The sequence below is a fragment of the Maridesulfovibrio sp. genome (genome assembly GCF_963676065.1).
In the GTDB taxonomy this organism is placed as follows: Bacteria; Desulfobacterota; Desulfovibrionia; order Desulfovibrionales; family Desulfovibrionaceae; genus Maridesulfovibrio.
In genome coordinates, this window is the sequence record NZ_OY780933.1 from 1,685,701 (window position 1) to 1,700,304 (window position 14,604).

The 14,604-nt window shown below is 47.3% G+C and carries 11 protein-coding genes and 6 tRNA genes; 5 read left to right on the forward strand and 12 right to left on the reverse strand.

Annotated elements, in window-relative coordinates:
• Nucleotides 1-39: 39 nt before the first annotated feature.
• The 8 genes from ACKU35_RS07565 to ACKU35_RS07600 all read right to left on the reverse strand — a co-directional run bounded on the left by ACKU35_RS07565 (nucleotide 40) and on the right by ACKU35_RS07600 (nucleotide 2,172).
• Nucleotides 40-117 (reverse strand) — tRNA-Glu (locus tag ACKU35_RS07565).
• Nucleotides 118-217: 100 nt separating this feature from the next.
• Nucleotides 218-295, reverse strand: a tRNA-Glu gene (locus ACKU35_RS07570).
• A 65-nt stretch (nucleotides 296-360) separates the two neighbouring features.
• A tRNA-Gln gene (locus ACKU35_RS07575) sits at nucleotides 361-435 on the reverse strand.
• A gap of 415 nt (nucleotides 436-850) precedes the next feature.
• Nucleotides 851-928 (reverse strand) — tRNA-Glu (locus ACKU35_RS07580).
• A 97-nt stretch (nucleotides 929-1,025) separates the two neighbouring features.
• Nucleotides 1,026-1,103, reverse strand: a tRNA-Glu gene (locus ACKU35_RS07585).
• A 21-nt stretch (nucleotides 1,104-1,124) separates the two neighbouring features.
• A tRNA-Gln gene (locus tag ACKU35_RS07590) sits at nucleotides 1,125-1,199 on the reverse strand.
• An 85-nt stretch (nucleotides 1,200-1,284) separates the two neighbouring features.
• The gene (locus tag ACKU35_RS07595) at nucleotides 1,285-1,632 is read right to left on the reverse strand and encodes a hypothetical protein (protein ID WP_319764654.1); all 348 of its coding nucleotides are present in this window, start codon (nucleotides 1,630-1,632) and stop codon (nucleotides 1,285-1,287) included.
• A gap of 36 nt (nucleotides 1,633-1,668) precedes the next feature.
• Nucleotides 1,669-2,172, reverse strand: coding sequence for a DUF721 domain-containing protein (locus tag ACKU35_RS07600; protein ID WP_319764655.1), 504 nt, complete (start codon nucleotides 2,170-2,172; stop codon nucleotides 1,669-1,671).
• A 186-nt stretch (nucleotides 2,173-2,358) separates the two neighbouring features.
• Here ACKU35_RS07600 and ACKU35_RS07605 point away from each other — a divergent pair, with 186 nt between their 5' ends.
• The 5 genes from ACKU35_RS07605 to ACKU35_RS07625 all read left to right on the forward strand — a co-directional run bounded on the left by ACKU35_RS07605 (nucleotide 2,359) and on the right by ACKU35_RS07625 (nucleotide 8,293).
• Nucleotides 2,359-3,270, forward strand: coding sequence for a metalloregulator ArsR/SmtB family transcription factor (locus ACKU35_RS07605; protein WP_319764657.1), 912 nt, complete (start codon nucleotides 2,359-2,361; stop codon nucleotides 3,268-3,270).
• Between the two features lie 147 nt (nucleotides 3,271-3,417).
• On the forward strand, nucleotides 3,418-4,836 hold the full coding sequence (gene ahcY, locus ACKU35_RS07610) for an adenosylhomocysteinase (RefSeq protein ID WP_319764659.1): 1,419 nt from the start codon (nucleotides 3,418-3,420) through the stop codon (nucleotides 4,834-4,836).
• 310 nt (nucleotides 4,837-5,146) lie between these two features.
• Nucleotides 5,147-6,607, forward strand: coding sequence for a DEAD/DEAH box helicase (locus ACKU35_RS07615; protein ID WP_319764661.1), 1,461 nt, complete (start codon nucleotides 5,147-5,149; stop codon nucleotides 6,605-6,607).
• A 249-nt stretch (nucleotides 6,608-6,856) separates the two neighbouring features.
• Nucleotides 6,857-7,120 (forward strand): RNA-binding protein, encoded by a 264-nt coding sequence (locus tag ACKU35_RS07620; RefSeq protein ID WP_319764663.1) that lies wholly within the window; start codon nucleotides 6,857-6,859, stop codon nucleotides 7,118-7,120.
• A 168-nt stretch (nucleotides 7,121-7,288) separates the two neighbouring features.
• The gene (locus tag ACKU35_RS07625; protein WP_319764665.1) at nucleotides 7,289-8,293 is read left to right on the forward strand and encodes an NADase-type glycan-binding domain-containing protein; all 1,005 of its coding nucleotides are present in this window, start codon (nucleotides 7,289-7,291) and stop codon (nucleotides 8,291-8,293) included.
• 126 nt (nucleotides 8,294-8,419) lie between these two features.
• Here the strand turns inward: ACKU35_RS07625 and ACKU35_RS07630 are convergent, their stop codons facing one another.
• From ACKU35_RS07630 to rarD, 4 genes are all read right to left on the reverse strand, one after another.
• Nucleotides 8,420-9,646 (reverse strand): aromatic amino acid transport family protein, encoded by a 1,227-nt coding sequence (locus tag ACKU35_RS07630; RefSeq protein WP_319764667.1) that lies wholly within the window; start codon nucleotides 9,644-9,646, stop codon nucleotides 8,420-8,422.
• A 69-nt stretch (nucleotides 9,647-9,715) separates the two neighbouring features.
• The gene (gene aspA, locus ACKU35_RS07635; RefSeq protein ID WP_319764669.1) at nucleotides 9,716-11,131 is read right to left on the reverse strand and encodes an aspartate ammonia-lyase; all 1,416 of its coding nucleotides are present in this window, start codon (nucleotides 11,129-11,131) and stop codon (nucleotides 9,716-9,718) included.
• A 143-nt stretch (nucleotides 11,132-11,274) separates the two neighbouring features.
• Complete coding sequence (locus ACKU35_RS07640) at nucleotides 11,275-13,635, reverse strand: diguanylate cyclase domain-containing protein (RefSeq protein ID WP_319764670.1); 2,361 nt, start codon at nucleotides 13,633-13,635, stop codon at nucleotides 11,275-11,277.
• A complete protein-coding gene (rarD, locus tag ACKU35_RS07645) occupies nucleotides 13,632-14,549 on the reverse strand; it encodes an EamA family transporter RarD (protein ID WP_319764672.1) in 918 nt (305 codons plus the stop codon). Before rarD ends, ACKU35_RS07640 begins: the two co-directional genes overlap by 4 nt.
• Between the last annotated feature and the right edge of the window lie 55 nt (nucleotides 14,550-14,604).

Sequence of the window (14,604 nt, forward strand, 5' to 3'; positions counted from 1 at the left end):
AGGATTGAATCTTTCGATTCAATCCTTTTTTTTGAAAAGTGGCGTCCCCAAGGGGATTTGAACCCCTGTCGCCGGCGTGAAAGGCCGGTGTCCTGGGCCAGGCTAGACGATGGGGACGCATCCTAAATATATATGTACCTGCTTCAGTGGCCTGAATCACTTTAAGCGAAGCCGGTATTTGTAGAGACCTGCTTTGGCTGCAAGTCGTTTCAATCGATGGCGTCCCCAAGGGGATTTGAACCCCTGTCGCCGGCGTGAAAGGCCGGTGTCCTGGGCCAGGCTAGACGATGGGGACGCATCTTGTATAAAATACCCGCTTCAGCAGCCTGTTACTTTAATGAAGCGGGTAGAAATTTTTGCTGGCTGGGACACAAGGACTCGAACCTTGATTAACGGAACCAGAACCCGTCGTCCTGCCAATTGAACGATGTCCCAGCAGCGGAGAAAACCTTTTATGTATATTTGAGATTACTGTCAACAAGAAATTAAATCTTTTTTTAAATATGTGAAGATGACAGTGTCTTTTGGCAGAAATATGGGCAGCAGGATCTGCAGGAAAGCAATGCGTAGATTTGTTGTTAAGTATATGGTCGCTGTTGTGCCGGAAACCTAAGAGACATTTCAAGCTCGTTTCGTCCCCGGTATTTATTATAGTGACAGGATTAAGTTGACCATTAACAAAAAAGGCGCGTTGAACTCCCTAGCCATTATAGGTGGGGGCTTTGAGAGATAATTGCATTTATTTGTGGCGATGTATGCAGATTAAAAAGAGTAAGGTCCTTTCGGGAGGTAATTTTAAGTTTTAAAAACGAAAAAGCCCGATTCTTGCGAATCGGGCTTTGAAATTTCGTGGCGTCCCCAAGGGGATTTGAACCCCTGTCGCCGGCGTGAAAGGCCGGTGTCCTGGGCCAGGCTAGACGATGGGGACGCATCTTGAATATGTACCTGCTTCACTTTGGCCTGATTAGCGTGAAGCCGGATTTTAGCGAAACTTGGTCTGGCAGTTCAAGTTTCTATTTTGTGAGTGGCGTCCCCAAGGGGATTTGAACCCCTGTCGCCGGCGTGAAAGGCCGGTGTCCTGGGCCAGGCTAGACGATGGGGACGCATCTCATAAAATTTGTTGTTGGCTGGGACACAAGGACTCGAACCTTGATTAACGGAACCAGAACCCGTCGTCCTGCCAATTGAACGATGTCCCAGCAACGAGAAGAGTGTTTATGTGGAATGACTCTTCCTGTCAACAACTATTTTCGGAATTTTGGATATATTCCGAAAATAAAATTATTACAGAGCTCTAGACAGTGCGCGAGTCTGCTTTTTCATTCTGTTGATTCTGCGGCGGAGCTGGCAGCGCTCTTTGCGTCCGTCAACAGCTTTTTTCTCAATACGCATTTCTCTCATTTTTCTTTTGATAGAAATGATCTGATCTTTGTACGGAGATACTGCACCTTCTTCTTCTTCGATTCCGAGATATTCCTTGATGTTGGAAATCAGGGTGTCTTTGTCCATACCGGATGCACCTGCAATCAGGGGCATTTTGTCGATGCAGAGTTGACGCAGGTCCTTGGTGGTCATTTTGTCGAGGGGCTTTTTAAGTTCAAGACTCTCGAGAGTAGGGGTTTCTTCGCTCATGTTATCCTCCTTAAGGTGGGCTTTGTGCCCTGAAATTTATGAATTTTCAAAAAGGCGGACGTATCTCAGATAACATCTTCCGACCGCCGATTCTGGATCAAATTTGTCTTTCAACCCGCCCAATTTGCCGGGTTTTTTGATCTTGGCGTCCTTGAACTCGGTGCGTTTTAATTCGTACCCGTCCAATGGAACCCTGCCGTTTAACAGCTCGAATAGCACCTTGTCAAAGATTTCTTCACCAAAAAATGAATTTATTCGATCAAGAATCTCCGGGGCGAAATATGAAAGCTCCTGCGCGGCCACGGAATCCTCAGAAGCAAGGATGAGGGTTCGTTTGCGGTGACCGAGCGGCTTGGCGAATTCTGCCAGCTCGCCCATTAGCTCGGGCCATGCCTTCCAAAGCCTTGGAATCATGAGCTTGTAGTCGCCGTCCATGCTGGAAACGTAGTCACCCATGGCTTCACCCATGTGGCGTATTTTGCGTTGCCGTGGATGGAAGACCCGTTTCCGGGGGCCGTTATATTTTTTTTTTGCTGCCATACTATATGTTACACCCGTAATGTCCTCGGTGAAGCTTCTTTATACATTAAATCTCGGCTTGGCAAAAGGTTTCCTCGTCTTTTCGTCCGGCAATAATTATTGCTTGACGCTTTTTAATACGAGAGGTAGTGCTTATTGAGTTTTTGTTATATAAAGATGTCGTTATGTTTGGCGATGGGGTATTCGATGGAAATTTTGAAGTTCAGTAAGGCCTTGTCTGATGAGATTCGTATCAGACTTCTGGCTATGCTGCGTGATAATGAACTAAATGTCGGCGAGGTTGTGCAGGTTCTGGGTATGTCCCAGCCCCGTGTTTCCCGTCATTTGAAAATTATGCATGAGAGCGGACTTCTGGAATCCAGAAGGGAAGGGCTCTGGAATTTCTACCGTCTGGCCCGGTCCGGTAACGGCAACCGGTTTGCAGAGTCCATCAGCTGGCTTATTGAAAATGAACCGGAGGTCGAGGAAGACCGTCACCGGGTAGCCAAGGTGCTGGCCGAGCGTAATCTGGAGACCCGCAAGTTTTTCGATGAAATTGCTGAAGACTGGGAACGGCTTCAGAGTGATGTGTTCGGGGAATTTAATCTGGACAGCGAACTGCTGACCCTCGTTGACCGCTGCAATGTCGGCGTCGACCTTGGCTGCGGAAACGGTTCTCTGCTGGAAAGCCTGCTTTCCAAATGCAAAACCGTAATCGGTGTGGACAGTTCACCAAAGATGCTGGAACTGGCTGAAAAACGTCTGGGAAATCATCCAGACGTGAGCCTGCGCATAGGTGAACTGACTCATTTGCCCCTGCGCGACTGGGAGGCAGACCTGACCTTTATTTCCATGGTTCTGCATCATCTCCCGCGTCCGGACGAGGCTGTTGCTGAAGCCGCGCGAACCCTTTCGAGCGGCGGCAAGCTGATTATTGCTGATTTTTTGTCCCACTCAAATGAGAGAATGCGCAGTGAATTCGGTGACCGCAGGCTCGGTTTTACTGAAGATGAACTTCGCGGCTGGACCGAAAATGCAGGACTAGGTTCCATGGATTTTCGCCGTTATCCTGTTAATGAAGGACTGACCGTCCTTGTTTGTATATCTGAAAAAAAATAAAGCCAGACAGTCGATAGAGCGCTATCTGCGGCGTTGATGCGGAAGTGGTTTTAAAATTACGTATGTTGAAATACGTTCCGCACCACTCTTTTTTACGCTCAGCATCCGCACTTTCTTGATTTTCTGGGAGAAATGATGGAGGTTTCCATGCTTAAAGTAGATCCGAAACTTGATTACAAAGTTGCTGATATTTCCCTCGCCGACTGGGGTAACAAGGAAATGCAGCTTTCCGAACGCGAAATGCCCGGTCTTATGGCCATCCGTGAAAAATACGGTAAAGAAAAACCCCTCAAAGGTCTCAAGGTTATGGGCTCCCTGCACATGACCATCCAGACCGCAATGCTCATCGAGACTCTGTATGCTCTCGGTGCTGACATCCGCTGGGCATCCTGCAACATTTTTTCCACTCAGGACCACGCTGCCGCAGCCATCGCCGCTAACGGTACTGCTAAAGTGTTCGCATGGAAGGGTGAAACCCTCGAAGAATACTGGTGGTGCACCGAGCAGGCCCTCACATGGCCCGACGGTTCCGGTCCCGATCTCATCGTTGATGACGGTGGCGATGCAACCCTGCTGATCCACCACGGTGTGAAAGCTGAAAAAGACGCTTCCGTTGCTGACGAAAAGACCGACAATAAAGAATTTCAGTGTGTTCTGGATCGTTTGAAACTTTCCATCACCGAAAATCCCGGTAAATGGACTGCAATCGCTAAGAAAGTACGCGGTGTTTCTGAAGAAACAACCACCGGTGTACATCGTCTTTACCAGATGCAGGAAGCCGGCGAACTGCTTTTTCCCGCTGTCAACGTTAACGATTCCGTTACCAAGTCCAAATTCGACAACCTTTACGGTTGCCGCGAATCCCTTGCTGACGGCATCAAACGTGCAACCGATGTAATGATCGCCGGTAAGGTTGTTGTTGTCGTCGGTTACGGTGATGTAGGTAAGGGGTGTGCCCAGTCCATGCGCGGTTTCGGTGCTCGTGTTCTCGTTACCGAGATCGACCCCATCTGCGCGCTTCAGGCTGCTATGGAAGGCTTTGAAGTCTGCACCATGGATAAAGCTGTTGAACGCGGTGATGTTTTCGTTACCTGTACCGGTAACTACCACGTTGTCAGAGGCGAGCACATTGCACGCATGAAAGATGAAGCTATCATCTGCAACATCGGTCACTTTGATAACGAAATCGAAATGGGCTATCTTGAAAATGATTCCAAAGCCCAGAAGATTGAAATCAAACCTCAGGTTGATAAATGGGTCATGGAATCAGGTAAGTCCGTCATCGTTCTTGCTGAAGGCCGCCTTGTAAACCTCGGTTGCGCTACCGGACACCCGAGCTTCGTAATGTCCAACAGCTTCACCAACCAGGCTCTTGCACAGATTGACCTTGCTAAGAACGATTACGAACCCAAAGTAATGATCCTTTCCAAGAAACTCGACGAAGAAGTTGCAAGACTTCACCTCGAGCGTCTCGGTGTTGAGCTTGATGTTCTCTCCAAAGAACAGGCTGACTACATCAGCGTTGATGTTGAAGGCCCTTACAAACCTGATCACTACCGCTACTAATCAGATTCCTTTCGGGGATATTGATTCGAATATTAAAATCCGCAGTGCTTTTGTACTGCGGATTTTTTATATAAGCGGCAATTGTTTTCAATAATTGCTTTACATTTGGTTGATAATAAGTCACTAACTCCCACCTCGGCGTGACTGGACGCATGCAAAGATCATATTCTTTTATCTGGAAAATCCGCTTCACTTATCGAAGCCCTTATCCCCTACGTCCCAGAGATTATTAAGTATCCGGAGAAATCCGCAGCACGGTTGCCGTCACGCGCGACTGTCAGATTCAGTCCTTTCACTATTGGAAATATTTGTGAATTTTAAACAATTTTCTTTTGACCGGCGTATAATGGCCGGAATCAACTCTTGCGGCTATGAAACGCCGACCCCCATTCAGGTAAAAGCTATTCCTGAAGTACTTAAAGGCCGTGACGTAATGGGCCTGGCCCAGACCGGAACCGGTAAGACCGCGGCTTTTGCCCTGCCTATAATGCAGCGCCTGCTGGAGAAAAAAATCTCCGGACAGGGCCCGGTGCGCGTATTGGTGCTGGCTCCTACCCGTGAACTTGCCCTGCAGATTCATGATAACTTCATGGAGCTGGGCGTAGAAGCCGGAATCCGCAGCGCCGCTGTTTTCGGCGGAGTGGGAGCAAACCCACAGATTAATGCCGCACGGCGTTCATCCGTAGTTGTTGCCTGTCCCGGCAGACTGCTGGACCTGATGAATCAGGGCATGATCAAGCTCGATAGCGTGGATACCCTTGTTCTTGACGAGGCTGACCGCATGCTTGATATGGGCTTTCTGCCTGACATCCGCCGGATTATGGCGAAACTTCCCAAGCGTCGTCAGAATCTTCTTTTTTCCGCAACCATGCCGGACGACATCCGTTCCCTTGCGGATAAGATTCTCTACCATCCGGCAACTGTACAGGTCGCAAATACTGCTCCGGCCAAAACCGTAAAGCATGTATTTTATCCAGTCAGCCAGCATTTAAAAAATAATCTGCTTTTAAATGTCCTTTCTGATACGGACTACGACAGCATGCTGATTTTCACACGTACCAAGCACAAAGCCAAGAATCTCGCCCGCAGACTTGCGGCTCGCGGGCATAAGGCGACTTTTCTGCAGGGTAATATGAGTCAGAATCAGCGCCAGCGTGCTCTTGACGGATTTCGGGACGGAACTTTCAAGGTTATGGTGGCAACGGACATCGCGGCCCGTGGTATCGACTGCGACCGCATTACCCATGTGCTCAACCTCGATGTTCCCGATACCGCCGAAACATACACCCACCGTGTGGGCAGAACCGGACGTGCAGGGCGTAGCGGCAGCGCATTTACTTTCGTAACCCGCGATGACATCCGCCTAATGCGCGAGATTGAAAAAGCTGTGGGTAATCCCATTGATCACTGCACTCTGGATGATTTCGATTACGATAAGCCAAACGACCATCCTGAACCGAAAAATAACGGCAGACGTTCGGTTGCCGGTGAACGGAAACCCGGACGCGGACGTAGCCCTGAAGGTGATCGCAAATCGAGCGGTGATCGCAAATCGAGCGGTGATCGCAAATCGAGCGGTGGACGTAAATCCGGGGGAGGCCGTAAACAAAGTAGCGGACCCGCAAGAGCCGCGGACGACAGACGCGATTCGCGTCCCGCACCGAAACGCAATTCCGGAAGCTCTAAAGTAAGTAGTGAGGAAAGTGTTAAACGTAAAACCGGTCGTCCTTCAAGGAAGAGACGTCGTCAATCTCGTTTTTCTAAAGTATAATCAAGTGTTTCGCTTTGGTTTCACTATAGTGTTATAAAAAATATTATATTTTTAAAATATTTTACTTGACTTTTTCGGTTAAGTAGTGAAATGTTGCATTTAGTTGCCAGCGGCCTCCTCGAAGGAAGTTGGTTTTAGTTTAAACAGGTATATCAAGGAGCAGGGTGCGCATCTTTGTACACTGCCCCTTTTTTTTATGCCTGACGCACCTGCGTGAAAGTTTTTTACATTTTTTTAGGAGAATTTTTAATGTCCAAGAACATCTATGTCGGTAACCTGCCCTGGTCTGCAACTGAAGAAGAAGTCCGCGCTGCTTTCGAAGCTTTCGGTGAAGTTGTATCTGTTAAACTCATCGAAGATAGAGAAACCGGTCGCCCCCGTGGCTTCGGATTTGTTGAAATGGAAGACGCTGGCGCAATGGAAGCTATCGACAATCTGGATGGTAAAGACTTCGGCGGACGTAACCTCAAGGTTAACGAAGCGAAGCCCCGCGCACCGCGCCCCCGCTGGTAGTCATATATATTTGACTGTCTTTTTTTGTGAGCATGTATTTGCTCTTGAGCCCGTTTTTCTCCCGAAAAACGGGCTTTTTAGTGTTTGCAGCCTGTGTTCATTTCGCTACAATTCTTGCGGCTCCCGCAGAAAGATGCCTCTCGTATAATATTTTCGGAGATTATTCATATGTTGCGCAAATTTTTTTGGCTTATGTTTTTTTTATGCATTCCAATAGTGGCATTCGCCCAGCCTGTTCATGTGCGGACATCCTCTTTCGTGCCCATGGAGGGTGAAAATGTTTTCAACACAGGTTATCTAACTGATAGTAACAGCACGACCGGGTGGATTGAGAACAGTGAAGGTGGAGGCGCCGGGGAATGGATACAGTTCTTTTTCCCGGCTCAGGTTGTTGTAGATTCCGTAAAGATAATAAACGGAGTTGATGGCGGGGCCGAAATCAAAAGGGCCAACCGTATCAAGGATTGTGCAATATCATTCTCAGGTGGTCAGCGGCAGGAATTTACATTGATGGATTCAGAGCTTACGCAGAGCCCTAGAATTCGCAAATTTCCCACGACCAGTCTGGGGCTGAAGATCCGTTCCGTATATAAGCATAAGCATAAGGGGGCTGAGCATGCAGGGGTTTCCGAGGTGCTTATCAAGTATCACCGCATCACACCCGATGAAATAGCTGCTGCTGCCGCAGAGAAAAAAGGAAAGCTGGATACTTCAGTTGTCGGGGAAGCTGTGGTGGTTAAGCCCCGTAAAATGAGTGCTGAAGAAAAAGAAGTTCTTTATGCAAAAATGACCGAGCTGGAAAAAAAGCAGGCTGTACTTGATGAATTAAAGGTTTTTTTCGATAAGTTTTATACCAATTTCGTGACCATAAACGAAGATTATCCGCGTATGTTCACACAGAGTAAATTCCTCTTGGAAAGTTCTGCTTTTGAGAATTTCCGGGCTATGCTTGAAAAACGCAATGTACTCGATAAGTATCGTAGCGCTGTGGTTTCGACTTCAGGTTTGCGGCTCAGCATCCGCACCCTCATGCCGACTCAGGTTGAACTCTGGGTAAAGGGAGACTATACGGTCATTTTCGACATGCAGGCTCATCAGATTACGGAAAATGCCTTGTTTCATCTGAAAAAGGAATATGGCGAGTGGAAGGTGGAGAATAAAACTGAATTTTAACCTGAAAAGGGGATGATTTAAAATCATCCCCTTTTTTAGATCTGTACTGAAGTCCACTTAAAAAGATTAGCGTATATTTCAAGATGTTGATTAAAAGTATCTGATCGCGCAGATTTTCCGGGACCTCTACTTAGTGTGATGGGTCCAGTATTCAACATTCGGGCTGAGGTGCAGAAGTCCGAATTCCTGACCAAGCTCAATGATCAGCACCAGAGCGAAACAGATGATGAGCAGCATTCCCGAATATTTGCGAATTGACCCTTGCGGCGAATATTTCCAGACAATGAATCCGGGCAGAATTCCGAAAATTATACATTCCCCGACTCCGCCCACGAGGTTGATAGCAACTAGGAAGATATCCGGGTAGAGAATCCCGACCAGTAGCGGCGGAATAAAGGACATGCACCAGACTACCACTTTATTTTTAGTTCCGAAATTGGTTGAAGCAAGGTCACGCATGAAGCTCAGCAGTGCTGTTCCGTTCGCCATGAAGGCGGTGGACATGGCTACGACTGCGAATATCAGAGCTACATATGTGAATACCGGGGTCTGAAGCAGATTTTCCAGTGGTATGGTTGCCGGGTCGTTTTTACCGAAGGCGGTGATCAGGTCAATGTGCGTTTCAGGATTGGAAAGCGGCAGCGCACCGAGTACAACCAGCAGCCACGTGAGATTCATGATCATCCCTATAGTGGTGCCTCCGATGATAGCGGTGCGAATTTTTTTGCGGTCATGATCCAGTGTCCGGCAGATGCTTGGAATTATGTTGTGAAAATGAAAGGCCATGAGCAGTACCGGAAGGCCAGCCGGAATGTAAGTCCAGTCCATATCTTTCAGATGGGCGGCGGAAACATCGGGGACAACCATGAAGACCAGCGCGCCGAAAGTTATCCACATAATGGAAACCATGTAGGGTGTGCATCTGTGCATCATCTTCATGCCTAAGGCGGTCAGCCCTGTGATCAGACCGAAATAAAGGATAATGACCATTGTCTTAGGTATAGTCGACTGCAGGCTCATGATTATGGATGATATTCCGCAAAGATAAGCAACCAGTATCCCATAGAGAATGATCAGGTTTGCAACAATTGTTACCCATTTTCCGGCATTGCCAAGTTCATGCTGAAAAAAGGTGGGCAGATCCGCATTCTCACTGAAGGTCAGGCTTTTTTGTTCGGAGTAGATCAGGGCAGTGAAGGTCATGAGAATCCACATGAAAAGTGTGGCGAAGACTGACGGGTAGAATCCAGCAGCGCAAAGATTCACGGGCAGGGCCAGAATACCTGCACCGAGCATATTTCCGACCACCACAAACATCATGGACAGTGCGGAAGCTGATTTTTTCTGCGTCATTCTTACCTCCTGTTGCAAATCCGTTAAAAAAAAGCCCGCACATTTTTTTCTGTGCGGGCTCGAAGTTTTTTATCTCTTTTCGATAAGGTTCAACGGGTGCGTTTGAACCATGGATTCAGGCGATAGGGCTTTATCCAGTTCTGCTTTGGACATGTACCCTTTTTCTATGACGATATCGTAAACAGAGCGCGAAGATTTCAGTGCTTCATTGGCAACTTCGGTTGATTTTTCATAACCGATGTAGGGGTTGAGCGCTGTTACCAGTCCTATGCTGTTTTCCACATATCCGCGGCAGATATCTTCATTTGCGGTTATTCCGGAGATGCAGCGGTCGGCAAGGGTGCGGAATCCACGGCGCATGATGGTAAGTGAGTTGATCAGATTAGCGGCGATCACCGGTTCCATAACGTTAAGTTCAAGCTGACCTGCTTCCGCAGCCATGCTTACGGTAACATCACTGCCGATAACGGTGAAGGCAATCTGATTGACCACTTCAGGGATAATCGGGTTTACCTTACCGGGCATGATTGAAGAGCCGGGAGCCATGGCCGGCAGGTTGATTTCATTCAACCCGCAACGCGGTCCGGATGAGAGCAAACGCAGGTCGTTGCAGATTTTGGAGATTTTTACAGCCACTCGCTTAAGTACACCGGAAAGTTGTACGTAAGCTCCTGTATCCTGAGTCGCCTCCACAAGATCCGGGGCCAGTTCCAGGGCAAATCCGCTGATTATTTTGAGCTTCTCGGTGACCATATGGGCATAATTCGGCGGTGCGTTAAGGCCGGTACCAATGGCGGTGCCGCCCATATTAATTTCGCAGATCAGCGCCTTGGCCTCACGCACGCGTTCAATATCTTCGCCTATCATTACTGAGTAGGATGAGAATTCCTGCCCCAGCGTCATGGGCACGGCATCCTGTAGCTGTGTGCGGCCCATCTTAAGGATGTGGGAAAATTCTTTGCCTTTGGTTGCGAAGCTTGCCTGCAGATATTCCATGGATTCAATGAGCTGATTCATCTTGGCGATGAGGGTCAGCCGCAGGCAGGTAGGATACACGTCATTGGTGGACTGCGCCATATTAACGTGAATGTTGGGATGCAGATGATCGTATTCGCCGCGTTTGTAGCCGAGGAATTCCAAGCCGATGTTGGCGATGACTTCGTTGGCATTCATGTTGGTGGACGTTCCTGCGCCGCCTTGAATGATATCAACTACAAATTGATCATGATGTTTGTCAGCCAGAAGCTCTTCACAGGCAAAGACGATGGCTTTGGTCTTATCATCTTCAAGCCTTCCCAGTTCATTGTTGGTCAGGGCGGCTGCTTTTTTGATTTGAGCCAGCGAATAAATAATATGCGGGTAGTGGGAGATGGGGATCCCGGTGATGCGGAAGTTTTCGGATGCCCTCATGGTTTGGGCACCGTAAAGAGCGTCCTCGGGAACTTCCTTCAGGCCGATGCAGTCGTGTTCATTACGAAATTTCATTTATTACTCCAAAAAATGCAGTGCAGGTATGTTGTGAAGAATGTGGAAAATGCCCTATATGAAAAACAGGGCACATTTTTACCGATTTTTAAAATTTTATCATATAAGTAAATAGCGTCAATACAACTGTGTGAAATCTTTGTCTACAATGTCTCTGTCGTTAGAAATGAGTATCCGTTTTTACCTTTCCTTTTTGCTTTGTACATCGCGTCATCCGCAATTCGGATTAGCTTTTCTTTTTCATCACCGTTTTCAGGGTAAATACTGATTCCTATGCTGACCCCGATTCTGTATATCTTTTCGCTGATGTAGAAAGGGGCGCGCATGGAATCGATGATGCGCTGGGCAACAACTTCAATTTCACCCGGAGCGCCGATATCCTGAAGGATGAAAATGAATTCATCGCCTCCTATGCGCGAGAGGGTATCACTGGTGCGCAGGCAATCGCTGAATCTTCCGGCGACTTCCTTGAGCACGGAGTCTCCTGCAATGTGGCCGAGCTCGTCATTAACCTGTTTGAAGTTATCAAGGTCGGCGTAAAGGATGCCCATTTTGATGTTATTACGTTTAGCGCGGGAAAGAGCCTGCTTTAAGCGGTCGTCAAAAAGCACCCTGTTGGGTAGACCTGTAAGGTTATCAAACATAGCCAGACGGCGCATTGTGTTCTCGTGTTCCTTGCGGTCGGAAATATCCATGAGAAAACCGTCCATGCGGATTATTTCTCCATCTGCATTCTTGACTGCCATGATGCTTTCACTGGCCCAGAATGTGGAACCATCCCTGCGTTTGTGTTTGGCTTCAAAGTTCTCTGCGTGCCCGAATTTATCCAGAATCGTCAGTAAACGGGCTCTGTCTTCGGGATTCTCGTAGCAGCAAGCTGAAATATTGATGTTTTTGCTGAGGAATGATTCCGATGAACTATAACCGTAGTAACTGGCCATTTGACCGTTGGCGCTGATGAATTTTCCTTGCGGAGTCGTCTGAAAAATACCCAGCGGAGCGGTTGTTACCAGCGCACTGTAGTTTTCTTCGGCCCTGCGCAGGGCTTCTTCTTCGTTTTTGCGGTCTGTAATATCAAGGATAAAACCGACCATGGTTCTTTCTTCGGGAAGCTTGGCCCCTTTTTCATACATCCAGCGCTCTTTGCCGTCATTGCAGATTATGCGGTATTCATATTCAAAGGGTTTGTTGCTGCTCAGTGCGCCGTTTATTGCATTCTTAAGGCTGGTGCGGTCATCGGGATGCACCAGATCATAGTACATGCTTTTCCCTTTCTTGAGGAAAATAGAAGGATCATAACCGCAGACTTTTTTAATTTTAGAGCTGATGTAATGCATTTCATAGGGGCTGTCCGTATCGCATTTATAGATGACGCCCGGCGCATTTCCGGCAATGGCTTCAAACAGATTGTCTTTACTCCGTAACTCTCTGTTTTGACATAGAAGAATCTGCTGTGATCTGTGGTGGTAAAAAACGAATATAATAGTGGAACATAGGAGAAGGATAAAACACAGCATTGCCAAGCGGATAGTCCGTGCGGAATACATAGAAGGGGTCGCATCAGTTTCAGGAGCGGAGATGGCTACTATAAGTCTTTTTTCTCCAAGTCTGGCCGTGTTCCATGCAACCAGTTTGCGTTCTACATGCTTGTTTCTTTGTACTGTAAATCTGTATTCGCCCACCCCTTGCTTTTCGTTTTGCATACGGGAATCAATGCGGAGCAGATCTTGATATTCTTTGTGAAGGTCAAAAATATTCTTACCGATAATATCTTTTTCCTGATCGTATATAACGATTCCGGAGCCATCTACGATATATCCGGAGCCGAATTTACCGATACGTAAATTGGCGACGTATTTGTCAACCAGTTTGTCCAGATCTATAACCACGGTCAGTATTCCCGCGAACCGTTCATTATCCCAGACCGGCATGTTCAACCCGGCAAGACGTATTTTTTTGTTTATCAGCGGTTTGGGGGTAATGAATCCGGTATGCATACCTGAAATAACGGAATAGTACTTTTCTGCCCAGTCCTGAGCTGCCTGATGGGCCAGCCCCAGCTGTGGAGTATTTATGTCTGAAGTTATGTCTTCTTTTTTTGGGGCAGAGTGGAAGCTGAACAGGATAATTTCGGTCTGGGAGCTCTGTTTTATTTTAAAAAGATGTTTGATGGAGTCGGAGGAACGTTTACCGTTGAGGAAATCAATAAGTGAGTAGTTGCAAAGAGTGTATGATGTGTTGACAATATCTTTCAGTTTGTCTTCCAGTGCGGTTGCAATCAGATTTGTCTGCAAGGCCTGGCTCTCATTGAAAATTTTTTCCTGTTCATCGATGGCGATCGTGTCCATCTTTAGACAGAAGTACCCGGCAAAGACCAAAATAGATATCAGTGGAATAACCAATTTAAACGGAACCCAGCGGCTGAAGAAGTCAGATGCGCCGGCCGGAATAATCCAGTTTCGCTCCGGGCTGCTGCTTTCAGCATTATCTTTGGGTGCATTCATGGTTTAATTCTTTTCCGGTTATTTATTTTTGACATTGCCTTGAAATTATTTCTTATTCCATCTGCTACATAGACCGCGATGCCGCACCATATAAAAGCAAATGTAATCAGTCTCGTAGAGTTAAACGGTTCCTTATATACAAAAATGCCCAGCATAAGGGCCAGCGTAGGGGCTATGTACTGCATCATTCCTAATGTAACCAGCCGCAGTCGGCGTGCTCCTTGAGCAAAAAAGATAAGCGGCATGGATGTTGCGGCACCGGCTCCAATCAGAAGCAGGTTCTCGATTACATTTATTTTAGGTATACTTATTTCACCAGAAAAAGCCAGCCAGATAAGATATCCTGCGGAAAAAGGGGCGAGTACGGCAGTTTCGACAAAAAGTCCCGGTAGGGATTGAACTGTCATAATCTTGCGCACCAGTCCGTAAAACGAGAACGATACCGCCAGTATTAACGCTATGTAAGGAACGTGTCCATAATCAATTATAGAATATCCGACCCCACAGGCTGCAAGCAGGATTGCTACGGTCTGCGTCCCGGTAAGTTTATCTTTCATGAAGGCGAAACCGAGCAGTGCATTCATCAGCGGAGTCATGTAATAGCCCATGCTGGTATCTATTACATGACCGTGATTAACGGCCCAGATGTAGATGAACCAATTGGTCCCAATGAGTAAGCTGCTTATAGTCAGCAGAATTTTACCTTTGCTGTCCGCAAGGGCTGTTTTGACTTCTTTCCATCTCTTTTTGTAGAAAAGTAGAATTCCTACAAAGACCAGCGACCAGATAATCCTGTTGCAGAGCAGCTCCAGAGCCGGAACATTTTCCAGTGATTTCCAGTAAACCGGTAACAGGCCCCAGAGAATGAATGCCCCTGCAGCGTATATCAACCCGTCATAAGTATCTTTATTCATCTTGCCTTGTCCTTTCATAATTGGAGGTAGGAAAGATATGTCAATCCCTACAAGG